Source organism: Mesorhizobium sp. B2-1-3 (genome assembly GCF_006442495.1).
In the GTDB taxonomy this organism is placed as follows: Bacteria; Pseudomonadota; Alphaproteobacteria; order Rhizobiales; family Rhizobiaceae; genus Mesorhizobium.
Map to the genome: position 1 here is coordinate 13,091 of NZ_VFWL01000028.1, position 16,136 is coordinate 29,226.

At 61.8% G+C, this 16,136-nt stretch carries 12 protein-coding genes; 9 read left to right on the top strand and 3 right to left on the bottom strand.

Features of this window, described 5'->3' with window-relative positions:
- Window positions 1–53: 53 nt before the first annotated feature.
- A complete protein-coding gene (locus FJ973_RS29400; RefSeq protein ID WP_140500710.1) occupies window positions 54–1,625 on the bottom strand; it encodes an ABC transporter substrate-binding protein in 1,572 nt (523 codons plus the stop codon).
- A gap of 159 nt (window positions 1,626–1,784) precedes the next feature.
- Between FJ973_RS29400 and FJ973_RS29405 the strand changes: the two genes are divergently transcribed.
- From FJ973_RS29405 to FJ973_RS29420, 4 genes are all read left to right on the top strand, one after another.
- Entirely contained in the window at window positions 1,785–3,155 is a 1,371-nt protein-coding gene (locus tag FJ973_RS29405) for an amidohydrolase family protein (protein WP_140558786.1), read from the top strand.
- A 32-nt stretch (window positions 3,156–3,187) separates the two neighbouring features.
- On the top strand, window positions 3,188–4,384 hold the full coding sequence (locus FJ973_RS29410) for an amidohydrolase (protein WP_140558787.1): 1,197 nt from the start codon (window positions 3,188–3,190) through the stop codon (window positions 4,382–4,384).
- On the top strand, window positions 4,374–5,849 hold the full coding sequence (locus tag FJ973_RS29415; RefSeq protein ID WP_140558788.1) for an amidohydrolase family protein: 1,476 nt from the start codon (window positions 4,374–4,376) through the stop codon (window positions 5,847–5,849). The genes FJ973_RS29410 and FJ973_RS29415 overlap by 11 nt, the downstream gene beginning before the upstream one ends.
- 155 nt (window positions 5,850–6,004) lie before the next feature.
- Window positions 6,005–6,721: a GntR family transcriptional regulator gene (locus tag FJ973_RS29420; protein WP_140500714.1), complete on the top strand. Its 717-nt coding sequence runs from the start codon at window positions 6,005–6,007 to the stop codon at window positions 6,719–6,721.
- An 81-nt stretch (window positions 6,722–6,802) separates the two neighbouring features.
- On the opposite strand, the gene ade is transcribed toward FJ973_RS29420, so the two are convergent.
- Window positions 6,803–8,602: an adenine deaminase gene (ade, locus tag FJ973_RS29425; RefSeq protein WP_140558789.1), complete on the bottom strand. Its 1,800-nt coding sequence runs from the start codon at window positions 8,600–8,602 to the stop codon at window positions 6,803–6,805.
- Entirely contained in the window at window positions 8,599–9,573 is a 975-nt protein-coding gene (locus tag FJ973_RS29430; RefSeq protein WP_140518202.1) for a LysR family transcriptional regulator, read from the bottom strand. Before FJ973_RS29430 ends, ade begins: the two co-directional genes overlap by 4 nt.
- A gap of 160 nt (window positions 9,574–9,733) precedes the next feature.
- Here FJ973_RS29430 and FJ973_RS29435 point away from each other — a divergent pair, with 160 nt between their 5' ends.
- Genes FJ973_RS29435 through FJ973_RS29455 form a run of 5 tightly spaced genes read left to right on the top strand, consistent with a single transcriptional unit; the run spans window position 9,734 to window position 16,101 of the window.
- Window positions 9,734–11,515: an adenine deaminase gene (locus FJ973_RS29435; protein ID WP_140518203.1), complete on the top strand. Its 1,782-nt coding sequence runs from the start codon at window positions 9,734–9,736 to the stop codon at window positions 11,513–11,515.
- Between the two features lie 15 nt (window positions 11,516–11,530).
- Entirely contained in the window at window positions 11,531–12,544 is a 1,014-nt protein-coding gene (locus tag FJ973_RS29440) for a BMP family protein (protein WP_140558790.1), read from the top strand.
- A 29-nt stretch (window positions 12,545–12,573) separates the two neighbouring features.
- Window positions 12,574–14,091, top strand: coding sequence for an ABC transporter ATP-binding protein (locus tag FJ973_RS29445; protein ID WP_140558791.1), 1,518 nt, complete (start codon window positions 12,574–12,576; stop codon window positions 14,089–14,091).
- The gene (locus FJ973_RS29450; RefSeq protein ID WP_246675972.1) at window positions 14,088–15,170 is read left to right on the top strand and encodes an ABC transporter permease; all 1,083 of its coding nucleotides are present in this window, start codon (window positions 14,088–14,090) and stop codon (window positions 15,168–15,170) included. The genes FJ973_RS29445 and FJ973_RS29450 overlap by 4 nt, the downstream gene beginning before the upstream one ends.
- A complete protein-coding gene (locus tag FJ973_RS29455; protein WP_140500720.1) occupies window positions 15,163–16,101 on the top strand; it encodes an ABC transporter permease in 939 nt (312 codons plus the stop codon). Before FJ973_RS29450 ends, FJ973_RS29455 begins: the two co-directional genes overlap by 8 nt.
- Window positions 16,102–16,136 lie beyond the last annotated feature (35 nt).

A 16,136-nucleotide genomic window follows, 5' to 3' on the forward strand; every position in this document is an offset into this window, starting at 1 on the left:
GTGTCCGCGAAAGCTCCCTCGCAAGCGCGGGCACGCCTTACCGGCGTATTTTCCTAGTTCATATGCGCGAACCAGGGACGCACATACTCGTCGGGGAATTGCGGCATGTCGACCTTGTCGCTCATCGCCCAGGCGACCGGCTGCTGGTGCAGCGGCAGATAGAGGGCCTCATCATGCGTGATCTTGAAGGCCGCCTTCAGCATATCCACCCGCTTGGCCTCGTCGAGTTCGGTCGATGCCGAACGGGCCAATTCGTCGATCTTGGCGTTGGAAAGCCCGTTGGGGTTGCTGCCGCCATAATTGCCGTCATTGGTCGCCAGCAAGGCTTGCAGCACGCTGTAGCCATCCATCGGCGGTAGCGAGGCCCATCCGAGCATATAGATATCGAGATCGCCCTTATCCATTCGAGGGAAATAGGTCGTCTTGCTTTCGACGTGCACGTCGGCCTCGACGCCGATCTTGGCCCACATCGACGCGATTGCCAGGCAGATCTGTTCGTCGGCGATGTAGCGGTCGTTGGAACAGGCCAGTCCAACCTTGAAGCCGTCGGGATAGCCGGCTTCCGCCAGCATGGATTTCGCCTTCGCGACATCATAGTCCAGCGCTACGTCGATCGACTGATCGTAGCCGGTGACCTGTGGCGCGACCAGTGTGCCGGAGGTGCGCGACTTTCCGCGCATCAAACGCTTCTGGATCGTGTTCAGGTCGACCGCGTGCCAAAGCGCCTGGCGCACTTTCACGTTCAGCAGCGGATTGGGCTTGCCGGGCGCTGCATGAAGCTCCGGCCGGAAGCTGAAGCCGAGAAAGATCTCGCGCAGCGACGGGTTCTCGACAACCTTCAGGCCGGCGGTGTTGGCGACCCGGTCGATGTCCTGCAACGGGACCGGCGCGATCATGTCGAGTTCGCCCGAAAGCAGCGCCGCGACGCGCGTGGCGTTCGAAGCGATCGGGCGGAATTCCACCCCCGTCAGATTGTGCTGCGGCTTGTCCCACCATTCCTTGTTGACGGCGAAGACCGAGCGCGAGTCCGGCTCGTAGCTGACCAGCTTGAACGCGCCGGTGCCATTGGCATGATTGCTGGCGTAGGTGACGACCCCCGTTGAGGCATTGCCGGGCTTGAGGGCATTGTGCTCCTCCATCCATGGCTTGCTCATCATGTAGATGGCGACGAGATCGTTCAGGAGCAGCGGATAGGGTCCGCGCAGGATCAGGTCGACCGTGTAGTCGTCGACCTTCTCGACGCCGGTTACGGCGGAGAGGTTTTCTCGGTTGCGCGCGCCGGGATCGATCTGACGTTGGATGGTGGCGACGACATCGTCGGCATTGAAGGGTTGACCTTCGTGGAACTTGACGCCCTGCCGCAGCTTGAAGCGCCAGCGCGTCGGCGAGACGATCTCCCAGGAGGTCGCAAGCGCAGGCTCGATAGCCATTTCCTTGTTGCGGCGCACCAGCCCGTCGAACACCATGTTCTGGACGCTCTGGGTAAAACTGTCGACCTGGGCATTCGGATCGTACGAAATGACGTCGCCGGCCGATGACCAGCGCAGTGTCTGTGCAAGCGAAGGCGCTGTCACCGACATCACCATCGCAAGTCCGGCGAGCAGGACCCTAACGCATTTTCTCATTTTCTTCTCCCACTTGTATACGAAATTTCAGATACATTGGATACCATTTATCCCCATTGATATCGTACACACATTGTGCACAATATCAAGGCAGGCATGTTCGATTTCGTTTCTCATGTGCAAAACCGCTCAAGTGACCGTTCCGAAAAGGGATTCCGAATGACCCAGGCCTTGCTGATAGAAAACGGTGTCATCGTCACCATGGATGCGGGGCGCCGGATTTTCTCGAGGGGTCATGTCCTGGTGGAGGATGGCCGGATCGTCACCGCCAGCGACGGCGCGGCCCCCGCCACAGATCAGAAGGTGGCGCGCATCGATGCTTCGGGAATGGTTGTCATGCCGGGTCTCGTCGACACGCACGCGCATGCGGGTCACATGCTGACCAAAGGCCTGGGAGACGATTCCGAAGCCTGGATGACTATCGCGGGGCGTATCTATGCAGAGGCGTCGGATACGGAATTCTGGGCAGCCGAGGCCACATTGTCGGCCCTTGAGCGCATAAAATGCGGAACGACCACCGCTGCCCTGCTGTTTGGCGGCGGGCCGGACATCATGCGCACCGAGGCGCCGGGGGCAGCACGGGCACATCTTGCCGCCATCGCCGAAATGGGAGTGCGCGAGATACTCGCCGTCGGGCCGAACCGGCCGACCTCGTCCCATGTCTATCGGGACCACGCATACGTTCCGTCTGTCGAAATCACCATTTCGCCGGAAACCCAGTTGGCAGTGTGCGCGGAAATCATCGATGATTGGGCTGGTCGCGATGGCCGCGTGCGGATTGCGGTCTCTCTCCCGGTGTTCACTCGGCGCGAACTTGACGAACAAACGGTATACAATCTGTCCCGCAATGCTCGCGACCTTGCTCGCGCAAAAAACGTGCTGTTCATCCAGGATGGCCATCGCGACGGTTCCATCGCCGCCAATGCGGAACGGCTCGATCTGTTCGACGAGCATTCGCTGCTGGCGCACTGCATCGAACTGACCGAGGCAGACATCGCCGCGCTGAAACGCAGCCACGCCAAGGTGGCGCATAATCCAAGTGCTCTGATGTCGGTCTCGGGCCGTTGTCCGGCGACGGAACTGATGGAAAGGGGTGTCACCGTGTCGCTCGGCACCGACGCGGCGGCGCCCGATCGCTCTTTCGACATGTTCCGCAACATGTTCCAGGCGCACCGCTATCATGCCCGGCACTTCAGGAACGATGCGGTCCTGCCGCCGATGCAATTGCTGGAGATGGCGACCATCGAGGGCGCGCGTGCCCTGTCGATGGAGAACGAAATCGGCTCGCTGGAACCGGGCAAGCGCGCCGACATCATCCTAGTCAACATGCGCCAGCCGCATCTGTGGCCGCCGGCGCACCCCGCGCAGCGGCTGGCACGCTTCGCCAACGGCGCGGATGTTGACACGACGATCGTCGACGGGCGTGTCCTCATGCGCGGACGCCGCCTCGTCGATCACGATGAAGACGCCATTCTGGATCGCGCCGAGGGAGCCTTCCATCTGATGATGGAACGCGCCGGGCTGGCATAGGCCGAGTTCCGGGGCGCAACAGGGAGACCCAGATGACCGAAGACCTTCTCATTCGCAATGTCAGGCCCTTGGGCGGCGCTGTCACGGACCTCTACATTCGCGACGGTCGGTTCGCGCAAGCAACCAGCGGGAAAGCGGCGCATGAAATCGACGGGCTTGGACAGGTTGCCCTGCCCGGCCTGGTCGAGGCGCACACGCATCTCGATAAGACGCTTGTCGGCATGGACTGGTTTCAGAACCGTGTGGGACCCACGCGCAACGACAGGATCCTGGCCGACAGGAAGGCCAAGCGGGAACTCGGCATCGATGCGCGCAGGCAATCGGCGCGTCAGATCGTGCAGACGCTGGCTTTCGGCGTGACGCATATCCGCAGCCATGTCGATGTGGATACGGAAATCGGCATTACCAACATCGAGGGTGTCGTTGCAACGCGCGAAGCCTTCAAGGGATTGGTCGACGTGCAGGTCGTCGCCTTCCCGCAAAGCGGCATGCTGGGACGCGAAGGCACGCAGGCGCTGATGGAGGACGCATTGAAGGCGGGGGCCGATATTGTCGGCGGCATCGACCCGGCAACGATCGAGCGGGATCCGGTTCGCCACCTGGATGCAATCTTCGCGCTCGCGGATCGATACGGCAAGCCGGTCGACATTCATCTGCACGAACCGGGAGAATTGGGCGCCTTCTGCCTTGAGCTGATCGTCGAACGGACCAAGGCGCTCTCCCTTCAGGGCCGCGTCATGGTGAGCCATGCCTATTGTCTCGGCATGCTGGACACGCATAGGCAGCACACGTTGATCGACGCGCTGGCGGCTGAAGACATCGCCGTCATGACGGTCGGCAGCCCATCCGCGCCGGCGGTTCCGCTGCGCATGATGCGCCAGTCCGGCCTCGTCGTGGCATCCGGTTCCGACGGCATCCAGGGCACCTGGGAGCCATGGGGCAATGGCGACATGCTGGAGCGGGCCAAATATCTTGCGCAGCGCAACGGCATGACCAACGATGCCGATCTGGAAGAGACGGCGCGCGTTTGCACCTTTGGCGGCGCGCAAGGTATCGGCCTGACGGATTATGGGCTTTCCCCCGGTTGCCACGGCGATGTCGTGCTGGTTTGCGCGCGGACCCTGGCGGAAGCCGTGGCCCTGACCCCACGGAAGCGCACGGTCATCCGCGGCGGCCGCGTGCTCGTGCGTGACGGTGCGCTGGCCGGAGATCTGCCCGATGTCGCATAGTCGTCGGACGAACCAGCGTGACGACGGACCCGTCCTGCTCACCGCACGATGGGTTGTCGGCCACCGGGACGGGCGCCATGTCCTTCTGGAGAATGGCGAGGTCGTCCATGAGAACGGCAGGATCGTCTTCGTCGGCCATCGCTACGGCGGGCCTGTAAAGCGGCGGATCGATCATGGCAGGGCGCTGATCGGCCCGGGTTTCATCGATCTGGATGCGCTTTCGGACCTGGATACGGGCGTGCTCGGCCTCGATCATCAACCCGGCTGGAAGAAGGGCCGCGTCTGGCCGCGCGACTATGTGGAAGCCGGGCCGGTAGAAATGCTGGCGCGCGAGGAGCTGACGTTTCAAAAACACTATGCCTTCGCGCAACTCATCCGCAACGGCATCACTACTGCATTGCCGATCGCATCGCTGTTTTATCGTGCATGGAACGAGACATCGGACGAATTCGCATCCGCCGCCGAAAGCGCCGCAGAGTTGGGCCTTCGCGTCTATCTCGGGCCTGCCTTTCGCGCCGGCCATTCCGTCATCGAAGCGGATGGCGGCATCGTCGTCGAGGTGGACGAAGAGCGCGGCGCGGAGGGTCTGGACGGGGCCGTTGCCTTTTGCCTGGAGCACGAAGGGGGCTTCGGCGGATTGGTGCGAACCATGCTTGCACCGGACCGTGTCGAGTTCTGGACCGCCGACCTGTTGCGCAGGACCGCCAATGCCGCGCGAGACCTCGGCGTGCCGGTCCGTCTGCATTGCTGCCAGTCTTCATTCGAGATCGAGACAGTGCGTCGCCGGTTCGGCACGACATCCGCCCGCTGGCTCCAGGACATCGGCTTTCTCAGCGAAAGAGCGTTGTTGCCGCATGGCACCCACGCCGACGGCGATGATCTCGAAATCATCGCCGGTTCGGGTGCCACATTGGTGCATTGCCCGCTGGTGATGGCGCGGCATGGCGCGGCGCTCGACAATTTCGCCCGCCTTCGCGGCCAGGGTCTGCGCATCGGCATGGGCACGGACACCTGGCCACCCGACATGGTGCAGAACATGCAGGTCGGCCTGATGCTCGGCCGCGTCATGGCGGGCAATCTGGAGACGCCGAAATCAGCCGATCTCTATGACGCGGCAACGATTGGCGGCGCCGACGCGCTCGGCCGGTCGGACCTGGGACGTCTGCAGGCGGGAGCCGCCGCCGACATCGTCGTGTTCGACCTGTCCGGCAACCATCTGGGACAGGTCCTCGATCCGATCGCCTGCCTGACGACGTCCGCAAGCGGACGCGATGTGCACACGGTCATCATTGACGGGCGCACCGTGATGAGCGCCCGAACCATTCCGGGTTTCGATCTCGATGCAGCCCACCAGCGCGCACAGGCCCAGTTCGAACGGCTTGTCCAGCGTTATCCGCAACGCACCTGGCGACATCCGACGGTCGCCGAGATTTTCCCTCCCAGCTATCGGATGTTCATGGCATGAGGGCTCCAGAAACGACACACAACGATTGGAATAAACCTTGATGGCACGCGAGCCGACGGCATTGGCCCTCGACGCCGGGCCGTTTGCATCTCTAAACTCCGGCTTTGCGGATGCTTTTCTTCTTGTGTGCTTGGATATGAATTTCAGGATCGGTCATGACAATCAACATTCGCAATAAAAATCCGAAATCCGCCGTATCCAAGTCCGACGCGGTCTATCGCACGTTGAAGCGCGTCATACTCGACCAGGCGCTGACCGCGGGAACAAAGCTGCCTGAGGATTCGATCGGCGAGCGGCTGGGCGTCAGCCGCACCATTGTCAGGCAGGCGCTGGCAAGGCTGAACGGCGAAGGCCTGGTCGAATTGCGCCCGCACAAGGGCGCCTGCGTCGCGCAGCCGAGCCTGGAGGAAGGCCACAATATATTCGAGGTGCGGCGGGCGCTTGAAGCGCTGGTGGTCGACACGCTGATCGGCAAGCTGACGCCGCAAAAGATCAAACAGCTCGAAGCTCATGTCGACGCGGAAGAGATGGCCAAAGCCAACAATGCCGCGTCGTCGATTCAGCTGGCCGGCGAATTTCATGTGCTGCTTGCCTCGCTCACCGGAAACGAACTGTTGCTGCGCTATGTCACGGAACTCGTTTCGCGTTCATCGCTCATCCTGTCGCTCTACGGACGGCCGCATTCGTCCGACTGTGCCGTATCCGAGCATCACGAGATCATTGCCGCCCTGGCCGCGGCCGACCGGAACAAGGCTGCTGCCTTGATGGACCATCATATTGATGCAATCACCACACGTGCACTGCTGAAAGCGAAACCCGAAAATGACTTTCCGGACCTTCTTGCTGCCTATGCGCGGGAGGAAGGGCTATGATTTATTGGATGAATGCCGAAGAGACGAGGAGTGACCCGAAAATGATCAGGACGAAGGTGATGTCAGGTTAAATCCGCCTCCTCATGCGGTCGTGGCGACCAGCACTTCGGTCGGCTGGAACTTCAACACATCGATCAGTCCGATGTCGGAGATGCGCAATTCCGGGATGACGACAAGCGCCAGCAGAGAGTGCTGCATATAGGCATTATTGAGGGCGCATCCGCAGGCAAGCATCGCCGCGATCAGGCCATTGGCTTCTTCTGCCACGATTTCGGCGCGCTGGTCAGACATCAGTCCGGCGATCGGCAGCTTGACAAGTGCAAGTTCGCGTCCTTCGCTGAACAGCACGACGCCGCCGCCGACCTGTCCCAGCCGATTCGCCGCCACTGCCATGTCGTCCTTGTCGGTACCCACCACGATCATGTGATGACTGTCATGGGCGACGGTGCTGGCGATGGCGCATGGTTTGTCGTAACCGAAGCCGGAAACGAACGCGTTGATGACCTTTCCCGTGCCGTGATGCCGTTCCACCAGCGCGATCTGGCAGACGTCACCGGTCCGATCCATCTGAACGATACCATTCAAGACGCCGAGCGAAGCCTCCAGGGCACGGGTCGGTGCCTGGTTCTCGAGCACGCCGATGACCCGCGCCATGACCTGGTTCGCACCCTCGGGCGCCACGATGTCGAAGTCCGCCGCTGAGAGCTTCTTGCCCAAGCGAACCGTGTCCTTGGTCGAGGCGGGATAGTCGTAGGGCGTGATGTCGGCGACGAGCTTGCCGTCGTTCGACACCACACAGCCGCGTGCGATGACGGTTTCGACCGGGAGTTCGGTGAGATCGGAGGTCAAAACCAGGTCGGCGCGCCGCCCGGGCGTTATCGAGCCAAGCTCACGCTCCATGCCGAAATGCTGAGCAGTATTCAGGGTGGCCATCTGAATCGCGGTGATCGGCTTTAATCCCTGGGCGATGGCATGGCGCACAACGCGGTTCATATGGCCGTCATTGACTAGTGTACCGGAATGGCTGTCGTCGGTACACAGCACGAAATTGCGCGAGTCCAGGCTGAGCTCGGTCAGCGCCTTGATCTGCGCGGCGACGTCGTACCAGGCGGAGCCAAGCCGTAACATGGCGCGCATGCCCTGGCGCACCCGCGCAACGCAGTCCGCCAGGCTGGTGCCTTCGTGATCGTCGGACGGACCGGCGGCGACATAGGCATGGAAGGGCAGACCGAGATCCTTCGAGGCATAGTGGCCGCCCACCGTCTTGCCTGCCGCCTGAGTGGCAGCGATCTCGGCCAGCATGTCGCCATTTCCGGCGACCACCCCAGGAAAGTTCATCATCTCGCCGAGGCCGACGATGTTCGGCCACGACATCGCCTCACGCACGTCGGTGGGACCGAGGCTGGCACCCGCGTTCTCGAGGCCCGGAGCGCTCGGCACGCAGCTCGGCATTTGCACGAACACATTGATCGGCAGTCCGGCAGCCTCGTCGTGCATCAGCTTGACGCCCGGCATGCCCAGGACGTTGGCGATCTCGTGCGGGTCGATGAACATCGAGGTGGTGCCATGCGGGATGACCGCACGCGCGAACTCGGTAACGGTAACCATGCCGCTCTCGACATGCATATGCGCATCGCACAGCCCCGGCAGCGCGTAGCGGCCCTCTCCGTCGATAATCTGCGTCTCGGGGCCCACGGCATGGTCGGAATTCGGGCCGACGAAGGCGAAGCGGCCGACCGCGATGGCAATGTCCGTCGCGGGGACGATCTCGCCCGAATGGACATTCACCCAGCGCACGTTCCGGACCACCATGTCGGCCGGCGTGCGTCCCATCGCGACATCAACCAACTGCGGCGCGCATTCGAACCAGCTCTGGATCATCTGTTGTTTTCTCCCCCGGCGCGCGCGCCCGCAAAGGGCCGCACGACCTCGACGCAATATCTTGGCGAACTGTAAGCGGCGCGCTGGCGGTAATAGTCCAGGCAGAAATCAAGGAAAACGGCGAACTTACGCGACACATACCGGCGTCGCATGTAGAGCAGATTGATTGGCACCAGTGGCGAGCGCCATTGCGGGAGCACCGGCACCAGATCGCCGTTCTTGCACTCGATCTCGGTGAAGAAGGCTGGCAGATAGACGATACCCTCGCCGGCTACGGCGAAGTATTTCAGCATCCAGTAGTCGTTCGCCATGCACTGCGCGGTCGGCATGAAGTCGACCGTTTCCGCGCCGCGCTCGAGATGCCAGGATTGCACGCCGCTCGGGCGGCGGAAGGCGACGGCCCCATGGCCCGCCAAGTCTGCGGGCGTCGACGGTTCCCCGAATTGCTCAATGTAGCGCGGGCTGGCGTAGAGACAGAAGGAAGCCTCCCCGAGCTTGCGAGCGATGTAGTCTGAGTTCGCCGGCTCGCCCCAGTGGAATATGCCGTCGAAAGGCTGGTGCTTTTCGGGCGCCAGGAAATAGCCGAGCGAAAGGAAGATCACGTCGACATTCACCTGCGGATACTGTTGGCGGAAGGCGAACAGCAGTTCCGAGGTGAAGGAAGTGCCGAACTCGCCGGTCGAGCCGATCGTCAGCGTGCCGGCGATATCGTGGCCCGCCTCGGCGATCGCCGCTTTGGCTCCTTCGCAACTTTCCTTGATGCGTTGCGCATGGTCGAGGAACTCGGCCCCGGCATCGCTCAAATGCAGTTCCCGACCGTCGCGCACAAACAGTGCGACACCGAGCGAATCCTCCAACGCGCGCACTTTGTGACTGAGGCTGGACTTGGGCAGTCCATACAGTTTCGCGGCGTGCGAGAGCGACTGCGCCTCCGCCACTTTGATAAAATAATCGATCGCTTCAAAATCCATCGATCGTCCAAGAATTTGAACGGTGCGTCCAGAACTAGCCGGAAACTGCCATTTGCATGGACGACCCTAATACGACAGGATCAGAGCGCGCAAGGTGGGATTTTTGGCGCAGAGAAGCTTGGTCCCAAGCCCGAGCGAGGCCACACGAGCGGAGATGAATTTGTCCGACATACGCGAATTCATCCGTGCTGGTCGCGCCGAGCATAAATCGACTCTCATCGTCACCGGCGGCACACTAGTCAACGTCGCTTCGGGTGAGATCTATCCGGCCGACGTCGCCGTCTACAAGGATCGCATCGTCGCTGTCGGAGACGTCTCGGAGTACCGCGGCCCCGAGACCGAGATGATCGATGCTACTGGTTATTTCCTCTGCCCTGGCCTGATAGACGGCCACCTCCACGTTGAATGTTCCAAGATGTCGGTAACTAGCTTCGCCAAGGCGGTGGTGCCGCTCGGCACCACTTCGATTGTGTCGGGCCTCGACCAGATCCTCGTGGTGTCCGGCCTGGAAGGCGCCCGCGAATTCCTCGACGAGGCCAAGGCAACCCCTCTCAAGATCTTCTGGGGCGCACCATGCAAGACGCCCTACACACTGCCTCGCTCCAACGTCGGCTATTATTTCGGACCGGACGATCACCGCGCCACCCATTCCTGGCCGGAATGCATCGGCATATGGGAGACGGTGCGCGAGTTCGTCGACACGATGGATGAGCACGTTCTGCAGGCGGTCGAGATCGCCGAAAAGAGCCGTCTGCCGATTCTCGGCTGCTCGCCGATGTGTCGCGGCAATCGATTGAACAGCTACCTGCAGGCCGGAGTGCGCTCCGACCACGAGAGCTACACGGCGGACGAGATGCTGGAGAAGCTGCGCAAAGGCATGCATGTCGTCATTCGCGAATCTTCGATCTCCCATTTTCTCGAAGAGAACCTGCGGATGGTCACCGAGATGGGAATAGCCGCGACGAGCCGGGTCAGCTTCTGCACCGATGACGTGGTCGCCTCGGATATCCTGGCCCGCGGCCACCTCGACAACATGATCCGCATGGCGGTCGCGATGGGAGTTCCGCCGCTCACCGCCATCCAGATGGCGACCATCAACGGCGCCGAGGCGCTGCGCATCGGCCAGAAGGTCGGCTCGATCTCGCCCGGGCTCGCCGCCGATATCCTGCTGGTCAAGGATATCGCGGATTTCCATGTCTCAGGTGTCATCGCGAAGGGCAAGCTGGCCGCCCGCGACGGCAAGCTCGTGGACGATCTTGCGCCGCCTGCCCGCAGCGCCGTTGTCACCAACACATTCAAGGTAGCGCCGGTTTCACAGAAAGACCTATTGGTGCGCGCGCCCGGAGCGGGCGACAAGGCGGCCGTGCTGGCGATCGCCGTTACGCCCGAGAGAATATTCGTACGCACGCGACGTGATGTCGTGCTCCCGGTCCGCGACGGCTATATAGACGCGGATCCATCACAGGACGTGCAGTATCTCACCGTCGTCGAACGCTACGGCCGCACTTCCCATCGGCCGGTCGCGTTCGCTTCAGGCTTCGGACTGCGCTCCGGCGCACTCGCCACTTCGACGGCGCCTGATGATAACAACATCGTTTGTGTGGGCACCAATCCCCACGACATGTCGTTGGCAATCAACCACATTATCGAGAACAATGGCGGCCAGGCGGTGGCGGACGGCGGTCGGATCGTGTCATTCCTGCCCCTGCCGATCGGCGGAATCGTATCGGACATTGATCCTCCAGAGATGGCGAAGAAAGAGCAGGAGCTCGACGCCGCCGCGCGCGCGCTCGGCTGTAGGCTGCCATGGCCTTTCATGTACATGTTCGTGCTGCAGATCACCGCGATACCCGATTTCGCGATAACCGATCTCGGCCTGATCGATTGCATAAACCTGACGGTGGTCGATCCGTTAAGCCGGCCTCATGACTGGGAACGCTAGAAAAGGGAGGGAACCATGCTGAAAAACCTTGTTGTCGCTGTTTCGCTCGTGGCCGCGACGTGGCTGTGGGGCGGCCGCGTACAAGCCGAAGAGCCGACCAAGCTCAGGATCGCCGGCATTCTTTCGGCGGGCAAGGAAGCACCGTGGGAATCATCCTTCGTGAGTCCCATGGACCGGATCATCGCCGCCAAGCCCCACGGCCTCGACATCGAGGTCAATTATACCGAGAACGTTTACGACAATGCCGAGCAGGTGTTCCGCACCTATGCTGAGACCGGCGACTACGACATCTTGTTCGGCGACACCGCCTATGCAGATGCGATCGAGAAGCTGAAGGACGAATTCCCCGATACGATGTTCGTCATGAGCGGTTCGGGCAATCGCGGACTCGGCGGCAATGCCTATTGGATATTCGTCCACGCGCACGAGCCTGCCTACGTGATGGGGCAACTGGCCGGCAAACTCACGAAGTCGAATGTCATCGGCGCCATCTCCACCTTCCCGGCCGAAGATACCAACGATCAGATCAATGCCTTCTTCACCGGCGCCAAGGAAGCGAACCCAAAGGTGAAACAGAAGATCACCTTCATCCAGTCCTGGTTCGATCCGGCTAAATCGAACGAGGCGACCTCGGCGCAGATCGCCGCCGGCGCGGACATGATCTACCAGATGTCGGGCGCCTTCGAGGTTTGCGAGGAGCGCGGCATAGGCTGCTTCGGCAATTATGTGGACATGTCGAAAGTGGCGCCGAAGTCGATCGTCGCCTCCACCATCGTCAAATGGGATCCGCACATTAATTGGATCATCGATGAATGGTGGAAGGCAAAGACCATGAACGCCAAATTCGACGCGCCGAAGGAACCAAGGTGGTTCAGCTGGCAGCAGGGTTCGGGCGACCTCATCCTCAATCCTGCCTGGGAAGCCAAAATGCCCGATGACGTAAAGGCGCTTGCGGCTGAAACGGCCAAGGCCATCCAGGGCGGCAAGAAGAAAATCGAGCTCAATGTGAACGAGCCGAAATCGGACTGACGCCGGAGGTGGTGCCGGGCCGATCCGAGATGAGCAAGATACCGCGCCTGTCGGTTCGGCACCTGACGAAGCGTTTCGCTGCGCTTGCTGCCAATGACGACGTCTCGCTCGACGTCATGCCCGGAGAATTGCATTGCTTGTTGGGGGAGAATGGCGCAGGCAAGTCGACACTGTCGTCCTGCCTCTACGGGCTCTACCAGCCAGACGCCGGCGAAATTCGGGTGGACGGCAAGACCGTCCAGCTAGGCTCGCCGGGCGAAGCCATCCGCGCCGGCATCGGTATGGTGCACCAGCATTTCGTCTTGGTGCCCAACTTCACTGTGCTGGAGAATGTGGCGGTAGGAACGGGCTCCGGCTGGCGGCTGGGCCGGGCTGAGGCTCTCTCCAGGATCGAGACGATCTGCTCCACCTACGGCATCTCGCTCAACCCACACCGGCACGTCGGCGACCTTTCCGTCGGCGAACAGCAATGGGTCGAGATCGTCAAGGCGCTCTACACTGGCGCCAGACTGCTTATCCTCGACGAACCGACGGCGGTGCTGACGCCCGAGGAATCGCGCCGCCTGTTTGCGATCGTGCGGCGGCTCACCAGTGAAGATCTGTCGGTCGTGCTGATCAGCCATAAGATGTCGGAAGTGATGCAATCCGACCGGGTCAGCGTGCTGCGCAAGGGCAGACTGGTCGGAACGGTCATAACCTCGAACGTCAGCCGCGACCAACTCACCACCATGATGGTCGGCCGCTCCGTTGCGGCGCCGGCGCGCGCCGCAGATGCGAAAGCGACCGGCGAGACGGTGCTTTCGGTGCGTGGGCTCACGCACCTGCGCGATGGAAGGCCCGTGCTGGACAACGCATCGCTCGACATCGCAGCCGGCGAGATCGTCGGCATCGCCGGCGTTTCCGGGAATGGCCAAGACGAGCTGTTCGAGTGCCTCGCAGGCCTCGCCGCGCCCGACGGCGGCACGGTCTTGCTCGATGGCGAAACTCTGCAGGCGTACTCACCGGCGACGGTTGCTGCGAAAGGCATTGGCTACGTGCCCAGCGACCGCTTCCGCGACGGGCTCGTTGCCGATCTCGATATCGGCGAGAATCTTGTCCTTGGCCAACAATGGCAAACGCGCTGGCGCAATGGGCCATTCATCGACACCGCGGCGCTCGACGCAAATGCGCGCATGGTCATCGCTGCCTATTCGATTGCCGCAACCGGGCCGTCGTCACCCTCTCGCAAATTGTCTGGCGGCAACGCGCAGAAGGTCATCCTCGCCCGCGAGTTCGCCAAAGCGAAGCGGCTTCTGCTGTGCAACCAGCCGACGCGCGGACTCGATGTCGGCGCCATCGAATTCGTTTACCGACAACTCCTGCACAAGCGCGACGAAGGCTGCGCCATCCTGCTTGCGAGCGAGGAACTGGAGGATCTTTTCGCTCTCAGCCATCGTATATGTGTGATGTTTCGCGGCCGCATCCTTGCGGTGCTCGATACGGAAAAAACCACCTATGACGAAATCGGCAGCCTGATGGCCGGCCATGGGAGCGAGGCTGCGGCGTGACCGGTTTCAATCTCGTGGAGTGGCGCCTCGAGCGCCGGCTGGAACCGCGGCCGACCGCGCGCATTGTTGCACTTGCTTTGGCGGCGATCGCGGCGGTTTTGGTTTGCAGTCTGCTTTTCGCCGCCGCGGGCGCCAGCCCGGGTGCCGCCTTCACGGCTCTCCTGAAAGGCAGCTTTGGCTCGTTGCGCGCCGCCGGCGAAACGCTGGTCAAGGCAACGCCCCTGATCTTCACCGGTCTTGCCGCCTGTGTCGCCTTCCGCGCGCGTATCTGGAACATTGGCGCCGAAGGCCAGGTTTTTGCCGGCGCCATGTTCGCTTATTGGGCGCAGCACAATCTCACCGGATTTTCGCCTTTCATCCAAATTCCTGTGGTTATAATCGGTGGCATTGTCGGCGGCGCACTCTATGCCGGCCTTGCGGGCGTGCTGAAGACCCGCTTCTCGGTCGATGAGGTGATCTCGACCGTCATGCTCAACTACATCATCGTCTATGTCCTTTCGCTGCTGCTGCTGCGCGGCCCATGGAGCGAGGCGGGCGCCTTCTTCGAACAGACGCCGAAGGTCGATCCGGGCTCGGTGCTTCCGTTGCTGTTTTCCGGTTCACGCCTGCATTCCGGCTTCCTGCTGGCGATTGTGGCGGCTGGCTTGGTTCACATGCTGTTGACGCGCGCACCGCTGGGCTATGAGATCAAGGCTGCCGGGTCCAACATGCGCGCGCTCGATGTACAGGGCACCAATACTCGAAGGCTGGTCATAGTTGTGCTTCTGGTTTCCGGCGCGCTTGCGGGGCTCGCGGGGATCACGGAAGTCTACGGCGTCCATTACCGCCTGAAGGCAGGCGTAATAGCAGGTTACGGCTACAGCGGCATCATCGTGGCCATCCTCGGCCAATTGCATCCGCTTGGCGTCGTCGTTGCCTCGGTGCTGTTCGGAGCGTTGCTCAACGGCGCTACGCTCATGCAGATCAAGACCGGCGTGCCCTCGGCGCTGATATACGCCATCCAGGCGATCCTGCTTTTGTTCTTCCTAGCTGGCTGGGCGGCGTGCAATTTCCGCCTGCGGAGGGTCGGCCGTGCTTGACGCACTCTTTCAAACCTCAATCCTGGTCAGTGTGGCGGCGGCCACCATCCGCATCAGCACCCCGCTCCTGCTCGCCGCACTTGGAGAACTCATCGCCGAGCGCAGCGGCGTCTACAATATGGGTCTTGAGGGCATGATGCTGATGGGAGCCTTCACCGGCTATCTCGCCGCCTATGAAAGCGGGTCGTTATGGCTGGGCGTCCTCGCCGCCGGATTTACCGGCGCGCTGATGGCTCTCGTCTTTGCCGTGCTGGTGATCACGCTGAAAGTAGAGCAGATCGTCACCGGTCTTGCCGTCAACCTGCTCGGCGCCGGCCTTTCCACATACTGGTTGCGTTCCGCTTTCGCTGGCGACGGCAAGACGCCGACCATCCCTTTCTTCGCCGATGTGCCGGTGCCAGGGCTGAGCGATGTTCCCGTGCTGGGCCCCATCCTGTTTGACCAGCGGGTGCTGACCTACATAGCCTTTCTGATGGTGCCGGCGGTATGGCTCTTCCTGTTCCGGACGCGTTATGGACTGATCGTGCGCTGCGCCGGCGACAATCCCAAGGCCCTCGATGTTAAGGGGGTAAAGGTCGCGCCGGTGCAATATGCCGCCGTGCTCTTCGGCGGCCTGATGGCGGGCGTTGCCGGCGCGTTTCTCTCCGTCGGCCAGGCGGCGCGTTTCGTGCCGGACATGACCAACGGGCGCGGCTGGCTGGCCATCATCATCGTCATCGCCGGCCTATGGCGCCCCTACCCGATTTTCGTGGCGGCTCTGGTGTTCTCCTTCCTCGACGCGCTGCAATTGCAAATCCAGGGCGTCGGTATCGCCATTCCCTACCAATATATGTTGATGATGCCTTATGTTGCGGCGATCGTTGCGTTGATGATCCGTCGCTCGCGGACCAGCGCACCGGCTATGCTGGGCGTGCCGTACAGGCGGGAATAGGGTGGTCGGTTTTCATTCTGCTGCTGTAAGGCTGC

Excerpts from the sequence above, each read along its gene's own strand:
- FJ973_RS29400 (WP_140500710.1), bottom strand. The coding sequence starts at position 1,625 with ATGAGAAAATGCGTTAGGGTCCTGCTCGCCGGACTTGCGATGGTGATG.
- FJ973_RS29405 (WP_140558786.1), top strand. The coding sequence starts at position 1,785 with ATGACCCAGGCCTTGCTGATAGAAAACGGTGTCATCGTCACCATGGAT.
- FJ973_RS29410 (WP_140558787.1), top strand. The coding sequence starts at position 3,188 with ATGACCGAAGACCTTCTCATTCGCAATGTCAGGCCCTTGGGCGGCGCT.
- FJ973_RS29415 (WP_140558788.1), top strand. The coding sequence starts at position 4,374 with ATGTCGCATAGTCGTCGGACGAACCAGCGTGACGACGGACCCGTCCTG.
- FJ973_RS29420 (WP_140500714.1), top strand. The coding sequence starts at position 6,005 with ATGACAATCAACATTCGCAATAAAAATCCGAAATCCGCCGTATCCAAG.
- ade (WP_140558789.1), bottom strand. The coding sequence starts at position 8,602 with ATGATCCAGAGCTGGTTCGAATGCGCGCCGCAGTTGGTTGATGTCGCG.
- FJ973_RS29430 (WP_140518202.1), bottom strand. The coding sequence starts at position 9,573 with ATGGATTTTGAAGCGATCGATTATTTTATCAAAGTGGCGGAGGCGCAG.
- FJ973_RS29440 (WP_140558790.1), top strand. The coding sequence starts at position 11,531 with ATGCTGAAAAACCTTGTTGTCGCTGTTTCGCTCGTGGCCGCGACGTGG.
- FJ973_RS29445 (WP_140558791.1), top strand. The coding sequence starts at position 12,574 with ATGAGCAAGATACCGCGCCTGTCGGTTCGGCACCTGACGAAGCGTTTC.